This is a genomic window from Bartonella quintana (assembly GCF_009936175.1).
Classification (GTDB): domain Bacteria; phylum Pseudomonadota; class Alphaproteobacteria; order Rhizobiales; family Rhizobiaceae; genus Bartonella; species Bartonella quintana.
On record NZ_AP019773.1, the window covers coordinates 329,253 to 348,953 of the forward strand.

Here is a 19,701-nt window from a genome sequence, read left to right on the forward strand (position 1 = left end):
GCTCTTAATTCTTGGATACATATTATACGAGTTTGTTCGCATTGATTGAAGCTTAGTACCATTAGATTTTTAATCTAAAAAAGAATAAAAATAAATGTTGTTTTCATCGATTAGTTTTTTGAATTGCAATCTTAGTTGCTTGCATTTACTGAAGAGAGCGTTTTATTGGGATATTTAATAGGAGGCACGTGGGTTGGAGCTTATTGATTTTAGGGTATTTTCACTTTTTATTCAGGAATAATGGTATTGTTATGATTATTTCTTCAACATTTGATTACCGCAAAGCAGCAAAGCGCCGGCTTCCCCCTTTTCTTTTTCACTATATTGATGGTGGGGCTTATGCTGAGGAAACGATGCGACGTAATTATGCGGATCTTCAAGCACTTGCACTGCGTCAAAGGATTCTAAGGCAGGTTGGTGAAGTTGATCTTTCAATTAAGCTTTTTGATCAAAGGCTTAATCTACCGATTGTGCTTGCACCTGTTGGGTTAACCGGCATGTATGCGCGTCGTGGTGAGGTAAAAGCTGCGCGTGCAGCAGTTGCGAAAGGCATTCCTTTTACACTCTCCTCAGTTTCAGTTTGCTCCCTTGCAGAAGTGCATGCAGAGGTTGGAAGTGGATTTTGGTTTCAACTTTATGTTCTCAAAGATCGTGGGTTTATGCGTGATGTTTTGGAGCGATCTTGGCTGGCTGGTGTACGTACATTGGTCTTTACAGTTGATATGCCGGTCCCTGGTGCCCGTTATCGTGATGCTCATTCAGGGATGTCTGGACCTTATGCCGGATTACGCCGTATTTTACAGGCTTTTGTCCATCCACACTGGGCTTGGAATGTTGGTATTATGGGGCGTCCACATGATCTTGGAAATGTTTCTACTTATCTTCAAAAGAAAATTACATTGGAAGACTATGTTGGTTGGCTTGGCGCAAATTTTGATCCATCAATTGGTTGGTCTGATCTGCAATGGATTCGAGATTTTTGGAAGGGAAAAATGATTTTGAAGGGTATTCTCGATCCACAAGATGCACGAGAGGCGGTACAATTTGGTGCTGATGGTATTGTTGTTTCCAATCATGGTGGACGTCAACTTGACGGTGTATTGTCAACTGCACGGGCATTACCCGCAATTGCGGAGGTTGTAACGGGTGATTTAACCATTTTAGCTGATTCTGGTATTCGTTCTGGTCTTGATGTTGTACGCATGATAGCCCAAGGTGCAGATGCAGTTATGATTGGTCGTGCTTTTATTTATGCGCTTGCAGCAGCAGGTGAGAAAGGTGTTATGCATCTCCTTGATCTTTTTGCTAATGAAATGCGTGTAGCTATGACATTGACTGGTGCGCGCGCAGTTAAAGAAATCACACATGAGAGTTTAGCAAGTACAGATGCTCTTAACCAATGAAGGAAATATCCTGTACCGCTTTGGAAAAAGCAAATCTCTTTTATAGAGAGGTACATTTTGTATATTTTAAAGATACAATGTGCTTCTTAATATTTGATGAAAAAGTGAAGAGACCAACAAGTATTCAATAGAATTATAGCAAACGTCTATAACTCTGTCAAAAGGAGGGATAAAAGCTAAAATAATAATGGGCACAGAAAAATTATAAAGAATACCGTGTATTTTTTATTCGCTTTGTCGATAAGGCTCAGTTTAAGGATAAAAAGGAACAAGAGCTGCTATCAAAAGGCACAAAGACCATCGATATAAAAAAGATAGCTATAAGGAATGGCGTAAACATTTTTTCCTTCTATTTATAAAAACATCTACGTTATCATGCGTCAATTAAATTTTCTCTATTATTATAAATAGAGAAAATTTATACATATCATTTATTTATTAATACTTAATTGGTTTTATAGCTTATGTTAATATGTGTTATTAAATATATCATTATAATTAAGAATAGATTATTTTTATAATCGATATATTATTTACGTTGAGTTTATGGAATGATAGCTTACATTAGAGATGAGATTTTCTTTGATCGGGTATGATTTTACGCAAATATCTTCTCTTCAATTTTGTAGAAAAAAATATGTGAATTTTTTGTAGCCAAGGGTTAAAGATCAAAGAAAGTAAGTTGTTAAGTATATCTTTTTCGGGAGGCATTTAGATTCTGATTTTTATATTTTAAATGATGCTTTAGAGACTTTTATTTTATATTACAACGGATAAGCTTTTAGAGGGAATGAAGGCAGATTAGGGAAAGGAACTTAATATAAATTTTAAGCTCTTGGGAGCAATGTGGTGTCAATCTTTTTGATACTTCAGACAATTTTTATTTAGATCCTCTTGCCCTTTCGCAAGGTTGATGACTCTTCTGTCGATAATTTCATGAATATGGTGTGTATCTTGAAAAATGATCCGAGATAAGTTTGTGTTGAATCTTCATAATTAGGATGAGAAAGATCTACGTAAGACTTAGATTTTTAAAATTGAAAATGCTTTGAAGTGCTAAGAGGGCTTCATCCACTACATGAAAGGCAGATTTTCTACTTGTGATCAAAGTATTAATATTAGCAGAAAATGAACCTCCTAAAGGGGTATGACGAGATCGTGCATTAATTAGGGCAATGACATAATTGTCGTTGTTGTCACATCAAGCCGGATTTTGTTTTGATTTATCAAAAGGCCGAATGCTAATCAATGTTAAAGCTCTTACGATTTTGGTTCGCATTTGAGTTGTGTTCAAGATTGGAGCCACAGCCTATGAAAAGAGGGTTTTCGCGAAACATTTTTTTCATTAACAGTTTTTCAATTTTTTGAGAACCACTGATGCAAATGTGTACAGATATCGTCTATCGCATCTATAAAACGGGGAAAATCAATAACCGATAAGAATATGATAAACACACCCCATTTCATACAATAAGATACTCTTTTCACACCTTGGTAGGTATTGATTATTTCCTGAAGAAGCTGTTTTTCTGATCTGTAAACTCTGTGTTTCCATCACTTTGTTTTCTGTCCACGTTTCCACCCACACAAACGTTCACCTTGCTTGTTATGTTTTAGGATGTCTTTCGCCAAATTTGGGCTAATCACATTGAGATCTTGCTGGTTCAAATAAATTGGCAGCCACCCAAGGCAAGAAGTTCGTTCATTCGTTGCGCAAACCAGCCAGAAAGCTCATTACGCACATTAGCATCACTTTTCTTGTTAACTTCATTTTCTACCTTAAGCCGTGTTTTTGCTGCTTTTAAAGCTTTCTCTGTTTGTTTTTTCTGTTCAGTTTTCTTTCCAAGAAAAAAGGCTTTCGCCAAAGCAACAAAAAAAGCTGCTAAGATTGCTGCTATTATCATCAGATATTTTTTTATCCGTAAAATCATAGGCGGTGCTCCTGGAAGCGTTTAGCAATATATATCATAGCCGTACAGGCAGCCAAAACCATAATGCCTGCTAAAGCCCATTGAACAGGACCATTACCTGTGAACAGTCCTCCAAGGCCTGAGAAAGAACCTATGATTGGTGCAAGAGCTTCTACTTTGCAAATACCTGTAACACCTTGTGCTTCTACTCTTTGATAATTTGGAGACACATAAGCACCTTGAGCCCATAGCCCTGCTTCGGCTGCTCGGCGATTGACAAGTCCTTGAAGACGTTTTCCTCCTGCTCTTGTCCATTTTTGCAATTCAATAGGGACAGCTTCATAATTCCCTTTATTAAGCTTTTTTAGAAGTTTAGAACTACGAAAAGCTTCTGTTCCAACATTATAGCAAAACGATACAAGGGCGGCGAACTGCTCATCGTTTAAAGGAACAGCAACAGTTTGTTCAACAACACATTCAAATTGTTTCAAGTCTTGACAAAGGATCTTTTCCGCCTCTTTTTGCGTAATCTGCATGCCTTTATGGACTGCTGGAGCACCTGTAATGCTTGTATGTCCATAACCGATTGTCCACACACCAATGGCAGCTTCGTAGGCGTTTAAATTCAAACCTTCCCATTGTTTAATCAGTGCAAACCCTTTTTTTGATATTTTTCGCATTATCCTTATCCCATAAAAACCTACATAAAGCAGGACATGAATTAAAAATTCAAAACTTACATCTGTTCCATTTGAAAGAACGGGACAGTAAAATGGTCTGTTAGAGTTAGAAGACCTTGACGATAGGATTTGTTAAGATCTATGTTAGCTTTTCGTTAGAAAAAATTATGTTAATATTATTCATTCTGTAGCAATTAACTTCCTCTCTACTTGAAAAAAACAATTTTATTCGATCCAATTCGTAATCAGAAGGGCTTCTCTCAATGGGATTCCACCACTGACTTCAGTGCAAATTCTGTCTTGAATATTTATTTATCTGAATGAGAAATCATCTTTGCGATAACACATCAAACAATGTAAAAATTTGATCAACTAAATTACATGCCCTTCATATTACTGCTCTAAAGAACAAATTTTACGGCACGTCGGATAAAGTAGAATTTAAGCTATACCAATAAGGAAATCATTGGTCTTGAGCTAATTTCCAGCTTGTCCTTTGTGACCTTCTTTTGCAAAAACCTGAGTAATAACACTCAGTGCACATAGCCACATTGCTGATTGTTGCAAAGTTAAAACCAATACCAAGGGTATAATCAATCATTGTTTTCCGTCATCCTCGTTACCAAGCTATACAACATCTCGACCGCTACTCAGAATAAACCTATTTCTGAGGCCAATATTAGAATCTATTAGAATCTGCACAAAAATCCTCCATGAGCCCTTAAAAGTTTAAATAACGAATTTTCATCAACCCATATTTATCTTCCAGCATTGGCGGCTTTAGAGTAGCTTTACTTGACAAACCATCAATCTGTACACTTAGGTAAGAATCTGTCCAAGAAAGAGTAGGGATTAGAATAATGAATGAAATAATAGGTGTAGAATCTTGAAGAACTATAACACCCGCTGCTTGTATTGTAGAAATCGTCATCAAGGCAAAAAAAGATACTATAATTAAACGTTTCGTATTCATTAAAGTGCCTCACAATCCATATTCAAAATACGTAATGTATTATACATGTCTTAGCAAAAAAATCTACAGTTAATTTGACTATTCTTTAATTTTGCTCTCTAATTGCCTTAATTGCCTCAAAAAAATCAATAATAAGAAACATAACGGCTATAGCTGATTTTTCTCTTATGGGGGTTGTTTTTGAATAAAAACACAACATATTTGGGAAATAATAATTATATAAACCAACGATATTAGTTAAAAAAACGCTGTATAAATTAGTTCAGCAACGCGTGGACTTAATCATGCTACATCACACGTGTAACAATCCGTGTTTGACAAGATATCAATGATCGACCAGGAAAATAATCAATACCGGATAATGGCTGTCCTGTTGTCCGATCCATTTCCCTGTTCAATTTGGACCTCCTGTCATAAAGGCACTAGGAGCAACATCGCTGAATATGTGTTGCGCCTACATTTTTACCGTTATGTCTTAATGCCTTTGAATGGAGGGAAACATCATACCCTAAATGAAGAGAATATTGTCATTCAAAGTGAGTGAAACATCACCACTCATTTGTGGAGGATAATACTTACCTTTAAGCTTAAACTGAGGTCACTTTTTGAGGCAATCTTTATGTCCTCTGGTTTTCTCAGCTCTAACGTAGCGCTATCGCTTTTTATCAATACGCGATAAGAGATCGGAAGGATAAATTTCCCTCCTGATTTTGATGGTCAATGCATAGGTATTTTGTTCATCATCATACGCAACCTATTTTATCAGGGTAGATAGTTCGATGAATGCTTCCTTTATCTGCTGCTTGGTTGGCATCTGTATGAAGGAGCCAACGATCACTTTTTGTGATAAATGCTCCTGATGCAAACACTACTACTTCGTTTGACAGATCAGTCTTATACCATCTAGAATCCAAGATAAGCGCCATTGCGAACGTCTTCATAAAAAAATCTCATCTTCTGCCTGATTTGTATTCACAAGCTCCAAAGCACGGTGAAGCGGCTACGAGATTAATGCGTACACGCTCCTTTATTGTGTTTGTCAAGTTAGGAGACAGGCTTGTTCATCAGTTTTTTTACCAGCGTCTTTAATAACGGCAACCGTCATGGGATTATGTTTGCAATGAAGTAGATAGTTTTTAAGCAGCATTTGATGATAGTGGCAATGGTTTAGAGATTCCATTAAGATAGCACTCTATTAAGTCATCTTTTGCTATGAGAACAACATTATTGCTTTTATGGGACGTTTATTGTGGAGTTGGTTGTGGCAGCAGTGATGTAGAAATTTTGCGCCTTTGTGGCAAAAGCACTTTGATGCATAAAGAGATTAAGGACCAGAGCAGTGAACATTTCGATAATCAAACCATTGGGAAGATTGTCGAACCATTAGCCAAATGTCATGGTTATCAAACAAAAATAAGTCAGTAATTCATTAAACAAGTCTTGCTTTATGCGATTCGTACAGATCAGTCAGCGCTTGATTTTTTAACACGCTTTGCAGACTGGATGCAGATGCGTTTTTTGCTCAAAAACAAGAAGTTTTTGTTTTTAAGCGGCGACAATTTCCTCATACAAGAAATTCATCAATGTGACTGCTCTCATTGGGAGTTTACACTTTGAGAGTCTTGCATCCAATACAGCATCATTGAAGCGCGTTATTTTGATCATGCCAAGGGGGAACAGCATCAAGTCAAGCATCAAACGGATTTTACCGGTCCCATTCGCTGTCTACACAACTGTTACACTTGTGAGGAGGAGTCTTTAGTGGTGGCTGCATCAGAAGGGGATAGGTTCTGCCGTGCTTGTGGGCAGTGGTCCTTTGGCACTCGAGGGGCACACCGAAATCATGGCTATCTAGCCCCTTCTTCTGCAGGGATTTCGTAAGGAAATCAATGGTTCATGGGATGCTGCTGCCGTGCCCCATCGCTATGAGAAGACGAGCGGCTATCCCACAGAAATCATATTAGAAGACCCGAACAAGGGAAAGAAAAGTAGCACAGAATAGGGGCTGGGTTAGTCACCCAGCCGACAGGAATAATTTGCAAGCACTCGTCTGATACCAGAAAGCCTGATATCGTGGCCACTTCTTAATCACTTGGAAAAATATTTTTCACGGGTGGATTTTCTTGAGGTAGAAATTAATACCACCTGCTGAAATTATCAATAATCTTTCGGAGATACGGTGAATTTTTTTCAGGTATTGCAACGTCATTAAACCTTTTATGGAATTGTTGGAGTTCCAGATTAGTGGCTGTGAAGAGTTTCAACATTTCCGCATGCAAGATCCAGAAACTCTCACTGATTTAGAGTGGGCTTTCCAGTTTTTATATTTGCAGGGGTTAAGCTTTAGTGGTCAGGTGACCAATCGTCCGATTGGAATTTAAATCAGTTGGAGTGCACAGTTTAATACTTTCAAACTTGAAGCCTTATTAAAATATTTACCATTATTTAGCAGGTGTTACCATTAAACATTTAAACTGGTCTAATTTTATTCCCTGACCGGTTAAACACCTTTTTTATCTTGACCTGCCTTATTGGGGGTATTGAGGATTATTACGGAAAGGATTTGGTTAAGCGGGAGGATTATCAGGCAATGGCCATGATGCTTACACATCTAAAAGAAAAGTTTCCTTTGTCTTTGAAATGATGTGCCAGAGGTCCGAAAAACTTTCAGTTGATTGCCATATACAAGAGATCACAGCATTTTATCCATGTTGCTCTTCAAATAATACAATTTCGGTTAAGGAACTGATCGTTACCAATTTGTAATTTCTAAAAAAAGAAAAATATTCTTTAAAGGGTTTTTAAATGATTTTTAAAAGGTCCTTGAAGACCCTTTGAGAACTCTTTAAAACTCTTTGAAAAAAATAAACAAACCCTGATATAAGCTACACCGATTATTAAAGAAAAAAATCTATATATTTCGATATGTTGAGCAAATAAAACGGTGCCGCATGCCGGGTTCGAACCAGCGACCCCATCATTACGAATGATGTGCTCTACCAACTGAGCTAATGCGGCGTAGGCTTATACTATTGAGCAGACCAAAGTTAGTTTGACGGTAATAGCTAAAAGAATGTACAAAAGCAAGTATGCAATTTATTTGATAATTTATAAGATGTTGCAGCCATTGAGGTAAAATGAATGGGTTGCGGAAATTAGCAGCAAAGTAGGATTTTTTGATCTTTATACTATGAAATTGCCAATATGTCTTCTTCATTTACGATTGCGTTCAACGTTGGAGATGATATAAAAACGCGTCTTTAAGGATAGGAAGTGGCGTTAAGATATCTTTGTACAGATGAAGATATTTGCGTTTTTTCTCGGAATCGAAAAGGGAGAAATTTTTTGATAAGCCTATTTGGTGAATAAAAAAACTGTCATCAGTCTTTATGATATGAAGATAAATTAGTGTGATAATTGTTTTCTAGAAAAGCTATTTTTCATTCTTATAGGAATAAAGATAAAATAAACAATTTGATAAAATTGGACGCGTTTTTTTATTTAAGATAGAATAAGCAGAGAACTATGTCGGATGAAAATCTGCTGACAGAACTAGAAATAGAGCGCTAGCGTATCAAGAAAAAAATTTCTTTCATGGTAACTGATCAATGGAAAAGGTTAGATGAAATATTTAAGAAAAATTAATGCCTTAACGAGGCGATTTTCAGATTTAGAAGAACAAAGTTTCTCTGAAAACATTGTTACGTCATTCCTTCATGAATAGGAATGCTTGATGCTTTTCTTGAAGCTTTTAAATTTTTTTCCGGTAAAGCTTCTTGGTTTTTACAAAGATTATAATGCTTAGCAGAACTACAATAGTGCGAAATGCTCTTTTATAGCAATTACAGTCAGTTCACTGTTCAGATTTTTTCGTTTAGTCCGTGCAGTGTGCGATGGTTTTTGTAAATTCTATATTATCATAATTTCCATAAAAGCGCTGATGTTATTTCGGGTGCATTTTATATATAAGTGCGGTACTGAAAAAACAAAGAGAAGCTTTTTTAGCAGATAAACTAGAAGCCATAGACAATTTTAGCTCCCCTTAACATGTTCGTTTCTTCCCGTACAAATTTTTCTCTCCGATGGGATTGCAGGTGAAGCTCCCTAGTGGCTAAATACTTTTAATTGACCCCAATAAGCTTATTGTTGATGTAATAAGTTTATAGCAATCATGAGGTGGTATCTAGATTCATAATAAGGTTCTCTTAATTTATGCCCATGAACGAAATGACTTTCAAGCTATTTTGATAAGATGAAATTCTCTAAAATGTATCAGTTATGGATGACACAAATGAATTTTAGAGGAATCCTCTTAATATCAAATGTATTTCCCTTACGTATATGAGATTTTGTGAAAAGGCTTTTGTTTTTTGTAATTCAAGAGACAAAATCCTATTGCTAAAGCTCCTAAAATAGACCATCCTGGTAAACAAGTTAGAGTAATACAAATTGAGGATAAGAAAGGTGGCATGATATTACGTATCGATTGATTAAGTCCATAGATATCTGTTTTGAGGAGGTTTACTAACATTTTATTGAGAGGGGTTGTTGTCCAATGTGAGGCGCTTACAGAATGCGTGCTATCAAGGGCCAGGACTATAATCGTCAATGTAACGAAAATGAAAGCCATTAATTTAAGGAGATGACGGAGCATATTTTTTCTTAACCATTTTAACGAAACATTCACATAACGTAGAGAAAGACAACTAGTTGCATTGTGATAAGAAACATAAGTTGACGTTCGTTTTTTGTGATTTTTTTTTGAAAAAAATATATGAAAATCACGGTTGGTTTTCTCGATAAAAATTTAAGTTAAATCCAACCAGAGTAATGAGATATGCTGTTTGACGAAAAACACAATAAATTGAAGCGTAGCCTTCAAAATCGCCATGTTCAAATGATTGCTTTGGGAGGAGTTATTGGAACAGGCCTTTTTTATGGATCAACAGAATCGATACGATTAGCTGGTCCGTCAACCATTTTAGCTTATCTTTTTGGAGGACTTATTATGTATTTCATCATGCGAATGCTTGGTGAGATGTCAGTAGAGGAACCAACTTCAGGTGCTTTTAGCTTCTTTGCCTATAAATATTGGGGGAGTTTAGCTGGTTTTATAACAGGTTGGAACTATTGGTTTCTTTATATTCTTGTCAGTATGACCGAACTAACAGTTGTCGGATTTTATCTTGATCATTGGCTTTTGATCGATCACTGGAAGTCATCTTTCATTGTGCTTTTGTTGGTAACATTGATCAATTTATTGAATGTTCGTTTTTACGGAGAATTTGAATTTGGCTTGGCTTTGATTAAAGTAGCTGCTGTTGTTGGTATGATTGTTTTTGGAATTTTTCTCATTGTCACTGAGATAGGTGGGAATCAAGCGAGTATTTCTCATCTTTGGGATCATGGTGGTTTTTTTCCTTATGGTGCAATGGGAGTTGTTTTGGCCACTTGCGTGGTGATGTTTTCTTTCGGTGGAACAGAGCTTATTGGTATTGCTGCTGGAGAGGTATCAAACCCACAAAAAACAATACCAATCGCTATTCGTAAAGTTATGTGGAGGATTGTAATTTTTTATATTGGTTCTATTAGCGTTATTATGATGATAAGTCCGTGGAATATGATCGGAAAAGATGTTAGCCCTTTTGTAAAAATTTTTGAAATTATAGGAATTCCTGCAGCTGGTCATATTTTGAATTTTGTGGTCATTATGGCTGCTATTTCAGTTTACAATAGTGGCATTTATTCTAATGGTCGTATGCTTTATAGTTTAGCTATACAAAAAAATGCACCACATATTTTTAGTAAACTGAGTGCTGCCCGCGTTCCTTATGTTGCTATCCTTTTTTCATCGATCTGTACTGCAATAATCATCGTTGTGAATGCTTTTGTTCCCAATAATAGTTTTATGCGTATCATGGCTCTTGCGAACGCAGCGGCAATTATTACTTGGTCTATTATTGTTATTGTTCATTTAAAGTTTCGAAAAGTACATAAAGACAGAAAAGGGGCATTTATTTATGCGTTTGCTTTATATCCTTACGCCAACTATCTTTGTCTCTGCTTTCTTGCTGCATTGTTTTGCATTATGTTTGTAAGTGGCTTTGGGAAAAATGGATTAATGGCTCAACTGTTCAATGTGGTAGGAATAAGTGCATCCTCTGTTGAATCATATATCCCTGCACAGATGCCTGATATGAGTTTGGCAGTTATTATCATTCCTCTGTGGTGCTTACTTTTGCTCTTAGGCTATAAACTTAAGCGATAGCAATAGGAAAGGCAATATAAAGAGAGTTATTGGAAGAGATCTTGGGAATCATAAAATTTGATAAGGTCACACAGGTCTTTGGTGATTTGTGCGTTTTAAGGGATATTACTGTACAGCTTACTGAGAAACGAATTGCAGTGATTGGTGCGAATGGTTCTGGAAAAAGTACATTCGTCCGTCTTATTAATGGGTTACAACTTCCATCAAATGGTTTTGTGAGTGTTGATGGGCTTGATACAAAACGCGATGCAAAGGCGGTAAAGCGTAAAGTAGGATTTGTTTTCCAAAATCCCGACAATCAGATTGTATTACCGTTAGTGGAAGAAGATTTATCTTTTGGTCTAAAAAATTTGAACCTTAGTAAGGATGAAATCAAGAAACGTGTGGATGAAATTTTACAGCGTTATGATCTCCAGGTCTTTAAAAATCACGCAGTTCATTTATTGAGTGGTGGACAAAAACAACTCGTTGCCATTTCTAGTGTAGTAGCAATGAAGCCAGACTATATTGTTTTTGATGAGCCTACGACATTACTTGATTTACGAAATAAACGCCGTGTTACACAAGTTATAGAGGAATTACCACAAACAGCGATCGTTGTATCACATGATTTGGAATTTTTGAAAAATTTTGATAGAATACTCGTTTTTGATAAGGGGGAGATAGCTGTTGATGATGTGCCTTTGGTTGCTATCAAGGAATATATAAGAAGGATGTCATGATCGGTTTATATCTTCCCGGGGAGACGTTTATCCATAAACTGAAACCAGGTATTAAGTTATTATTTTTTACGGTGTGTGGAACGACTATATTAATGGTTTCATCTATACCTATTCTGGTACTGCTTTTATTGTTCGTAGCCTTATTCTATAGAGTTGCCAAGGTTCCTTTTAGCACTGTGTTAAAGCAGTTTAAATCAATGGGACTGTTTTTAGTCCTTATATTTGTGTTTCAAGCTATTTTTATTAATTGGCTTATCGGTGTTGAGGTCATATTACGCCTCATTATTCTTTTTTCTTTATCATTACTTGTTTCATTCACAACAAGAGTTTCGGATATGATAGCTTCGATTGAAGCAGGGCTTCAGCCCTTTCGTTGCTTTGGTATAAATCCATTAAAAGTGAGTATGGTTGTCTCTATGACGATCAGATTTATTCCTCTTTTGAGTGAAAAGTTCAATGAGGTGCGTGAGGCACAGCGAGTACGTGGATTTAATACAAACATTGCAGCTCTTGCAATACCTTTAATTATACGAACCATGAGAATGGCTTCAGAAGTTGCGGAGGCATTGGAGGCACGTTCTTATAATGCTGATACTGTTGATTCAGTATCTAACGATAACAAAAATCGCTCGTAATGAAAGAATCATCAAATGGATACAAAAGATTTGACACATATTGCATTATTTGCTGCTATTTATGCAGTTTTGGGTCTTTTCCCGCCTATTTTTCTTCCTTTCCTTCTTGGGATTCCTATTACAGTTCAATCTATGGGGCCGATGTTGGCCGGATCTATACTTGGGGCAAAAAGAGGAGCTCTAGCAACGCTTCTTTTCCTTGTCCTTGTTGCTATTGGATTACCTTTATTGTCTGGTGGTCGTGGTGGAATCGGTGTCTTTTCAGGGGTTGCTAGTGGTTATCTGATAGGTTTTCCATTTGCTGCATTTTTTATTGGCTTTATGGTTGAATTGTTTTGGCATCGGTTAAATTTTATAACATTAATTGTGATAAATGCTGTGGGTGGTATAGGGATTGTCTATGCTTTTGGAATCTCATGGACGGCGTATATGACTAAAATCTCTTTACTGAAAGTTTTAGTAGCTTCATCAGGTTTTCTGATTGGTGATTGTGTAAAAGTGCTGATTGCATCCTTTGTAGCACTTACAGTTAAAAAATCCGTCTCCCTAATTTCATCACAGAAAAGGTAGTTCTTTTATCTTGAATAAGGTTTTGTATTGCGGTACATCTGAAGGTAAAAATAGCTAATATGGTAAAGTTTTTATCCTGTTTATTTGCGCTTTAATGGAGAGGAAATATGGAGGATAAAGAAACTTCTTATATATTTTCTAAGTGACCATTTCAAAAAGAAGAGAAGTACTGTAAACTTCATATCTATTCTAAGAGATATGAAAAGTGTGGAAATGACATTGATAAGCAATATAACTTATTTTTTATGCTTTCTTGGGAATGGTATTATCATTAAAAATTCAGATGATATTTTGAAGATAAACCATTATTTTTCTATGAACAAACTTGCAAAATTTTTGTTAAAATGAAAAAATAAAAATTAGTACTCTGATCATATTTTATTTAAAAAATAGGAGTAAGTGATTTATTTATAAACACGTAGAATGTAATATTATTTATGTATAAAATACTTTTTTAATATCTAAATTTTGGAAATATTTTTATTCTTATTGCAATCATATCCTTTATGATATATAAAACAAAATGTTATTAATATTAAATTCATTACAGATTATTAAAAAAATAAATTATACAAATAAAAAAGATATGAATATAAAATATTTCTTTGCTCTATGCGCTATTGTTTTAAGTTTTTCCTCTGTCGTAAAAGCGAATGATCATACAGTTATTCAAAAAGCAAGACCTGATATTATTTTTCATACTGTTTCTGAGACAGGTTTGTTTTTTAGTAAACAGGTGAATCCTTTATTGAATAAAGTTATTATATCGGTTCATCCAGGTAACCATACTGTATTTTGGAAAAGTGTAGGATTTTGGTTTCAAAAGTTGGGACAGTTGTACACTAAATTAGGGCTATATTTATACGCTTCCCTATTTTCCATATTTCAGTAATGATAAAAAAATATATTATAAATGTTTTTTAGCTTACTTTCTACAGTAAAAACGTAAATATCGCTTTAGGGAATGTTCAAATTTTGTTGAGAGAAGAAAGTTAGATTTATTAACAAGGTAAGAAGTGGATATTGTGCACGCATATATGAATAAAATCGTATGTGTTGCAAATTTAAATGTCTAGTACGTTAAGCAATAATAACATAAATGATCATAATAGTGAGGCCACAAATTTTTTACAATGTAGGAAGAACAATTTTGATGATCTCGTGAAACAATTAGGGTGGCGCTAGTTTGTTTGAGAAAATTATTTTTTAACTTTGCACAAATTGATCCTATTAATTTTCCAACAGTTAAACGAGCAGTGATTGTGAGGTTACGCGTGCAATTTTGGTGAATGCTATTGTTGATGACAAAGATAAGTATGATACTTCAATGTCGCGTTTCATTGTGAATGACGCGCTTGTAGAAAAGCCGAGTGAACTGCTGAATAAAAATTTGCGTAGAGTGTTGCTTGTTTAAGATGAATTTGCAGGTTTTCTGGTAAAAATGGAAAGTGAAGATTCTCAGTCTGATCGTGCTTTTTAGCTAGAAGTTTTTAATGGGAATGGTTCTGTTAACTATTGCTGGATGTGATTTCTTCAAGCTTCTTTCAGGAGAGCTATATCGGTGGGAGAAACTGGGGTGCAGACTTTATGAGGTAGGAAGAGCATTGTTAGAATGTGGAATGTCAATTCCTTATGATATCGATTCAGAAAAAAGTTAAGTATCAATCTAAAAGCAACAATTTATGCTTGCGTGGTTCAAGCAGGATTCCATGATAAAGATAAACGGAAGGGAACTTGAGAATTTTCAAGAAGAGAATCTTCCGATTTGTTGTCCTGGCGCTGTCATCCCTCAGTGAAGTTTCAAGAAGCGCTTGAATAAGCATTTTTGTAAAAGACTATAAAAATACATCGGAATATGAGCCTTAAGTCTTTCTGCTGGTGATGAGCAACAACCTTCACATGCTTGCTTTTTTTTGCCTGTGCGGGATTGTTTCCTCAATCCCCTGTCAGCAATGGCACCATCATCTTTACAGGTAAGCTCGGACAAAGGGCATAGGACTAGCCGCTGGACAAACAATCACCGCTCTTAACCATTACACAGCTAAGCCCATCAAAGTATATTACAACAAAATGTAGCCAATTTGGAGCTGAAAGATGAAAGCCGTGCCAAAAGCCACAACATTGCCATAAGCTTGACAACAAACTTTACTATCATTGTATACTTTTGAATTTTCATAAATTCGGGTATGATCATAAACCCAGCAATTATCCTCATGCGATAGGTTTCTTTCCTTTTCAATAAAATCGCCGAGATTATCAGCTTTGATTTCAGAAAAGTCTTTTAAAGCTTTAATACGATAAAGGTTTGTAATATGTTTAATGTACTTAATAGAATTAGATTTTTGAAGACTTATCATAATGGGGATCCAATCTTAGAACAGAATTTACTCTTAACATCAGAAAAAAATCTTCAATGGCCGAAAATCTTTAAGCATCTTTTCATAAGCGGTTATCAATTATCATCCACGAAGAAAAAATAAAGTAAAAAAAATCCTGAGATGAGTTTTCAGAAGGATATTATTGATTTTCCTCGTGATGCTGCGATTGATCAACGTATTGCGGGGGTCAATTATTATTCGTCGGATTTTTTTATTCTAGAGTTGTGAACAGAAACTTTTGGTAAAATTTTACGCAAACTTCGCATTGATTGGGCTGAATGTCTTCTAGATATGTCTTCTAAATTGGGTGTGTTGATAACGTTTTTATCTTCTGTAGAGATTGGGAAAAAGTGTGTACATTTGGAATGGAAGACAAGATCATAGAGCTGTACGATTTAGGTCAAGAGACAGCAGCACTATTGAGAAAAGAAGCAGATGCTTATCATAAGGATTTTACCATAAAGCCTTCAGATTCATTGAGCTGTAAAATAATTTTTGGCATGTTTGTTAGAAATTTGCAGTATTTTTCACAACAGAACTTAGCAAAATTCAAACAATTTCTAGAAAAAGCTAGCAAAAAAGAACGCGCTTTGTAAAGCTAGGTTTGAAAATTCTATTGCCCGCTTTTATTTAGGCATCCCTCATGTTTAAAAACGCTAACAAAAATAACAGGTTATGCATAATAAAAAAGAAAACGGTGCCCAGACGCGGATTCGAACCACGGACACGCGGATTTTCAGTCCGCTGCTCTACCAACTGAGCTATCTGGGCAATTTCACAAAACACGTGAAACGTGTGCGGTTATAACATTAAAATTTTCTCTGTCCAGCCATCAAAAGAAAAATAATTGATTTTTTATAATTTTATTTCCGTATTTTGGGCAATTATAATTGCTCTTTCCGTCAAATAAACTTGATAGGTATATTGCGATACGTTAGTGTCTTCTTATCAAGGTGTTTTCTTATCGTGGTGATGACACGAGGAAATCTTTTTCAAGAATCAATCTATGAAGCATGATTGAGAGGAATATTTTTCACACAGGTTCCCGCATATCTTAAGCTTACGAAATAAGTCGAGAATATTTGATCTTTGTCTAAAGAGACTATTGGCACAGCCTTTAATAATAAGGCGTTTTTCTTTAAAGAAAGGCACGCCATTTGAAAGGGGAGAACAATGATAATGTTAAAAAAACCAAGTTGTCGTCCAAATAATCCTAATTTTTCTTCAGGACCTTGTAGCAAGCGGCCTGGATGGAATCTTGAAGTCCTTAAAAAGGCATTAGTTGGGCGTTCACATCGATCTAGAGTAGCGAAATCAAGACTTGCTGAGGTCGTTGATTTAACCCGTGAGGTTCTTGAAGTGCCTTCTGATTATCGTATAGGGATTGTTCCTGCTTCAGATACTGGTGCTGTTGAAATGTCTCTATGGTCTTTATTAGGCGAACGTGGTGTCGATATGGCGGCGTGGGAAAGCTTTGGTTCAAGGTGGATCGCAGATGTTGTTGAGCAATTAAAGCTTTCTGATGTGCGTCATTTTGAAGCTCCTTATGGCGAATTACCAGACTTAACACAAATGGATTTTGATCGTGATGTTGTTTTTACATGGAATGGAACGACTTCCGGTGTGCGTGTTCCTAATGCAGATTTCATTCCAGATAAGCGGGTAGGATTGACAATCTGTGATGCAACATCAGCAGTTTTTGCACAAAATCTTGATTTTTCAAAGTTAGATGTTGTTACTTTTTCATGGCAAAAAGTTTTAGGAGGTGAGGCTGCACATGGTATATTGATTTTAAGTCCTCGTGCTGTTGAACGGCTTGAAAGTTATGTTCCAGCTTGGCCCATACCCCAGATTTTCTGTCTTACAAAAGGTGGAAAATTGAACGAAAATATTTTTAAGGGGGAAACAATCAATACGCCCTCTCTGCTATGTGTTGAAGATTATCTTGATGGATTGAAGTGGGCAAAGTCATTGGGTGGTTTGCGGGCATTGATGGCACGAGTTGATAAAAATTTTGCTGTACTTGATGCATTTGTTCGCAAAACACCGTGGTTAGAATATTTGGCAAAAGACCCTCAAATACGTTCTAATACATCTGTTTGTTTAGATATTGTCGATCCAGTTATTACTGCTTTGAATGTTGAAAAGCGGACATCTTTTATAAAAGCGTTAGTGAATCGTCTTGATGAGGAAGGGGTTGCGTATGATATTGGTTCGTACCGAGATGCTCCTCCAGGTCTTCGGATTTGGACAGGTATAACAATTGAGGTTTCCGATCTTGAAATTTTAACACAATGGCTTGAATGGGCATTTCAGGTTGAAAAAGCTCAACTTTAAGAAATTGTGGGTGATTTTATAAAGTGGTTTTTCCAGAAAAAGAATAAGGGAAATCATGATGGTCTTCCGCACCTGTGTCTTAGACGAATGACCTTCAAATATTGTATAGAGAACGTAAAAGATTACGAGGGTAGTATGAATGATTTGTCAGATATTGGCAAAGGCAATAACCAAAAGCTCTAAATTCTTCTACTTTTTGAAAACATGTTTTATATCCTTAGTATTGTTTTCCTTTGTTATTGTAATACAGAAGATTTAATCACCTGATGATTGGGAAAAACTCAAATGAAGAGTCGCACTTTCTCTGAGGTTTCGTTATAAAGAAACGTTTGTTTTTGAATGCTGGTTTTAATTAACCAAATGCGACGGAGAAAATTATGGCCAATGTAGTAGTTGTCGGGACACAATGGGGCGATGAAGGCAAAGGTAAAATTGTAGATTGGTTATCGGAGCGGGCAGATATCGTGGTGAGATATCAGGGAGGGCATAATGCAGGTCACACATTGGTTGTTAATGGAGTTAATTATAAATTATCGCTTTTACCGTCTGGTTTAGTTCGTGGGAAGTTATCAATTATCGGTAATGGTGTTGTAGTTGATCCTCATCATTTTGTAGCAGAATTAAAAAAACTGCGTGATCAGGGGGTTAAAATTACACCGGAAATTTTGCGTATTGCTGAAAATGCTCCATTGATTCTTTCTTTGCATCGCGATCTTGATGCAACTCGGGAAAGCGGTTTATCGGGTTTAAAAATTGGTACGACAAAACGTGGTATTGGTCCAGCTTATGAAGATAAGGTGGGGCGTCGTGCTATCCGAGTGATGGACTTGGCGGAAACTAATACGCTTATGGCTAAGATTGAACGGCTTTTGGCACATCACAATGCTTTACGTCGTGGGATGGGCGTTGCAGAGGTTAATTCTCAAGCGCTTTATGATGAATTGATGCAAGTAGCGGATGAAATTTTACCCTTTATGGATTGTACGTGGCGTCTTTTAGATGAAAGTTATCAGGTGGGAAAGCATGTTCTTTTTGAGGGTGCGCAAGGTGCTTTATTAGATAATGATTTCGGTACTTATCCTTATGTGACGTCATCCAATACAATTGCTGGACAGGCATGTACTGGCTCAGGTATAGGACCTGGTGTAATTCATTACGTTTTGGGTATTGCAAAAGCTTATACAACACGTGTTGGAGAAGGTCCATTCCCGACAGAGCAGATAAATGATATTGGTGAATTTCTTGGAATGCGTGGTAAAGAATTTGGCGTTGTGACTGGTCGGAAACGTCGATGTGGATGGTTTGATGCTGTCTTAGTACGGCAGATGGTAACAATTTGCGGTGTTCAGGGTATAGCATTGACAAAGCTTGATGTTTTGGATGGTTTGGATGAAATTAAAATTTGTATTGGTTATGAGCTTGATGGTAAAAGAATTAATTATTTGCCCTCTTCTATGGGAGCACAAGCGCGTGTAATGCCTATATATGAGACATTGGAAGGCTGGAAGGAAGCAACAGCACATGCATTGAGTTGGGAAGATTTACCGCCACAGGCTGTCAAATATATACGCTATATTGAGAAACTGATTAATGCACAGGTAGCTTTATTATCCACCAGTCCTGAGCGTGAAGATACTATCCTCGTTACTGATCCTTTTGCAGATTAATCAATACCTTTTAGTTTCCATATTGATTTTCATTTTTTCTCTATGTTTTTAGTACGAATAAAAACTTAAGAGCGAATAAGAGAAATGTGCAAAAGAGCATTGTTTATTTTCCATATTCATTTAAACTACAACGATACTTGTATCAATATAAATGGCAA

General features: G+C 36.2%; 13 protein-coding genes, 2 tRNA genes and 3 pseudogenes. 11 read left to right on the forward strand and 7 right to left on the reverse strand.

Annotated elements, in window-relative coordinates:
* Positions 1-251: 251 nt before the first annotated feature.
* Positions 252-1,403, forward strand: a complete 1,152-nt coding sequence (gene lldD, locus MF1_RS01280; protein ID WP_014923778.1) for an FMN-dependent L-lactate dehydrogenase LldD — start codon at positions 252-254, stop codon at positions 1,401-1,403.
* A 1,664-nt stretch (positions 1,404-3,067) separates the two neighbouring features.
* Here lldD and MF1_RS01285 read toward each other — a convergent pair.
* The 3 genes from MF1_RS01285 to MF1_RS06600 form a co-directional block, all read right to left on the reverse strand.
* Positions 3,068-3,334, reverse strand: a complete 267-nt coding sequence (locus tag MF1_RS01285) for a hypothetical protein (RefSeq protein WP_161510290.1) — start codon at positions 3,332-3,334, stop codon at positions 3,068-3,070.
* Positions 3,331-3,993 (reverse strand): gene transfer agent endolysin BgtA, encoded by a 663-nt coding sequence (locus MF1_RS01290; RefSeq protein WP_161510291.1) that lies wholly within the window; start codon positions 3,991-3,993, stop codon positions 3,331-3,333. The genes MF1_RS01285 and MF1_RS01290 overlap by 4 nt, the downstream gene beginning before the upstream one ends.
* A gap of 721 nt (positions 3,994-4,714) precedes the next feature.
* Positions 4,715-4,966: a hypothetical protein gene (locus MF1_RS06600; protein ID WP_042995297.1), complete on the reverse strand. Its 252-nt coding sequence runs from the start codon at positions 4,964-4,966 to the stop codon at positions 4,715-4,717.
* 1,011 nt (positions 4,967-5,977) lie between these two features.
* On the opposite strand from MF1_RS06600, the pseudogene MF1_RS01295 reads away from it, so the two are divergent.
* Together MF1_RS01295 and MF1_RS06740 are read left to right on the forward strand one after the other, a co-directional pair.
* Positions 5,978-6,968 (forward strand): annotated as a pseudogene (locus tag MF1_RS01295) (late control protein).
* Between the two features lie 226 nt (positions 6,969-7,194).
* Positions 7,195-7,347, forward strand: coding sequence for a hypothetical protein (locus MF1_RS06740; protein ID WP_244614190.1), 153 nt, complete (start codon positions 7,195-7,197; stop codon positions 7,345-7,347).
* A 564-nt stretch (positions 7,348-7,911) separates the two neighbouring features.
* Here the strand turns inward: MF1_RS06740 and MF1_RS01305 are convergent.
* Positions 7,912-7,984: transfer RNA gene (locus MF1_RS01305), tRNA-Thr, on the reverse strand.
* A gap of 1,315 nt (positions 7,985-9,299) precedes the next feature.
* Positions 9,300-9,620 (reverse strand): hypothetical protein, encoded by a 321-nt coding sequence (locus MF1_RS06745; protein ID WP_151244735.1) that lies wholly within the window; start codon positions 9,618-9,620, stop codon positions 9,300-9,302.
* 183 nt (positions 9,621-9,803) lie between these two features.
* Here MF1_RS06745 and MF1_RS01315 point away from each other — a divergent pair, with 183 nt between their 5' ends.
* The 5 genes and pseudogenes from MF1_RS01315 to MF1_RS06750 all read left to right on the forward strand — a co-directional run.
* Positions 9,804-11,234 (forward strand): amino acid permease, encoded by a 1,431-nt coding sequence (locus tag MF1_RS01315; protein ID WP_161510292.1) that lies wholly within the window; start codon positions 9,804-9,806, stop codon positions 11,232-11,234.
* Between the two features lie 41 nt (positions 11,235-11,275).
* A complete protein-coding gene (locus MF1_RS01320; protein WP_042995551.1) occupies positions 11,276-11,956 on the forward strand; it encodes an energy-coupling factor ABC transporter ATP-binding protein in 681 nt (226 codons plus the stop codon).
* Positions 11,953-12,591 carry an energy-coupling factor transporter transmembrane component T family protein gene (locus tag MF1_RS01325; RefSeq protein ID WP_161510293.1) on the forward strand — a complete coding sequence of 213 codons (639 nt, stop codon included), beginning with the start codon at positions 11,953-11,955 and terminating at the stop codon, positions 12,589-12,591. Before MF1_RS01320 ends, MF1_RS01325 begins: the two co-directional genes overlap by 4 nt.
* A gap of 15 nt (positions 12,592-12,606) precedes the next feature.
* Positions 12,607-13,161 carry a biotin transporter BioY gene (locus tag MF1_RS01330; protein ID WP_161510294.1) on the forward strand — a complete coding sequence of 185 codons (555 nt, stop codon included), beginning with the start codon at positions 12,607-12,609 and terminating at the stop codon, positions 13,159-13,161.
* 1,493 nt (positions 13,162-14,654) lie between these two features.
* Positions 14,655-14,954, forward strand: a pseudogene (locus MF1_RS06750) (hypothetical protein); the annotation flags it as partial.
* A gap of 267 nt (positions 14,955-15,221) precedes the next feature.
* Here MF1_RS06750 and MF1_RS01335 read toward each other — a convergent pair.
* Positions 15,222-15,518, reverse strand: a complete 297-nt coding sequence (locus MF1_RS01335; RefSeq protein ID WP_161510295.1) for a hypothetical protein — start codon at positions 15,516-15,518, stop codon at positions 15,222-15,224.
* Positions 15,519-15,785: 267 nt separating this feature from the next.
* On the opposite strand from MF1_RS01335, the pseudogene MF1_RS01340 reads away from it, so the two are divergent.
* A pseudogene (locus MF1_RS01340) lies at positions 15,786-16,135 on the forward strand (exocyst complex component 4).
* 102 nt (positions 16,136-16,237) lie between these two features.
* On the opposite strand, the gene MF1_RS01345 reads toward MF1_RS01340, so the two are convergent.
* Positions 16,238-16,310 (reverse strand) — tRNA-Phe (locus MF1_RS01345).
* Between the two features lie 402 nt (positions 16,311-16,712).
* Between MF1_RS01345 and MF1_RS01350 the strand changes: the two genes are divergently transcribed.
* Both MF1_RS01350 and MF1_RS01355 read left to right on the forward strand, forming a co-directional pair.
* The gene (locus tag MF1_RS01350; RefSeq protein WP_042995301.1) at positions 16,713-17,876 is read left to right on the forward strand and encodes a phosphoserine transaminase; all 1,164 of its coding nucleotides are present in this window, start codon (positions 16,713-16,715) and stop codon (positions 17,874-17,876) included.
* Positions 17,877-18,253: 377 nt separating this feature from the next.
* The gene (locus MF1_RS01355) at positions 18,254-19,543 is read left to right on the forward strand and encodes an adenylosuccinate synthase (RefSeq protein WP_161510296.1); all 1,290 of its coding nucleotides are present in this window, start codon (positions 18,254-18,256) and stop codon (positions 19,541-19,543) included.
* The last annotated feature ends 158 nt before the right edge of the window (positions 19,544-19,701 follow it).